Raw genomic sequence first — 673 nt, 5'->3', positions numbered from 1 at the left:
CGTAGCGCGTCGCCGCGTAGGCGAGGCAGTAGCCGAGGAAGTTGGTGAGCTCGGCAGGCTTGTATCCTGGAGAGAAGAGGAACAGCCGGCCGACGCAGCGCCTGGTGATCTTGTAGCGGCCACCGCGCAGAATTGGCCGGGCGCGGACGCGTAGATAGCCGCGGGCGAGGCCGCGGGCTCGGTTTTTCGCCCGACGGGCGGCGCTGGCTTGCTTCTGGGCGGAGGTGGCCACGCGGGGTTCTCGGCCCGCGGCGCCTGGTGTTGCAGGAATTTTTAGAGGTCGCCCGATGAGGCTCGGGACCAGCAGCCCGAGGGTTTCCTCTCTTAGCTTCCTCTCTTCTCCTGGCTGATCCGAGGATCAAAATGGAGACTCCGAGACCGGGTTCTCAAAATGGATGGCTGATCCGAGGATCAAAATGGAGACTCCGAGACCGGGTTCTCCTCGGCTGATCCGAGGATCAAAATGGAGACTCCGAGACCGGGTTCTCCGGGAGACCCGATGAAGGTTCTCCCTGATCCCGGCTGATCCAAGGATCAAAATGGAGACTCCGAGACCCCGTTCTCCGCCGAGTGCGGCTCAGCGGCGGAGCTTGGCGAAGGGGTTGTTGGCGAAGCCCTCGTCGCGCCTTTGCCTGGTCGGCCCCTTGCCGGTCGGCCCCTTGCCAGTCGACCC

The 673-nt window shown here is 64.3% G+C and carries 1 protein-coding gene; it reads right to left on the bottom strand.

The features are described 5' to 3' along the window. Positions 1 to 232 (bottom strand): hypothetical protein (locus ENSA5_RS08975; protein ID WP_146155493.1); only part of this gene is annotated, 232 nt, incomplete at its 3' end. Between the last annotated feature and the right edge of the window lie 441 nt (positions 233 to 673).

This window comes from Enhygromyxa salina (assembly GCF_002994615.1).
Taxonomy (GTDB): Bacteria; Myxococcota_A; Polyangia; order Nannocystales; family Nannocystaceae; genus Plesiocystis; species Plesiocystis salina_A.
This window is presented reverse-complemented; position numbering and strand designations above follow the sequence as displayed.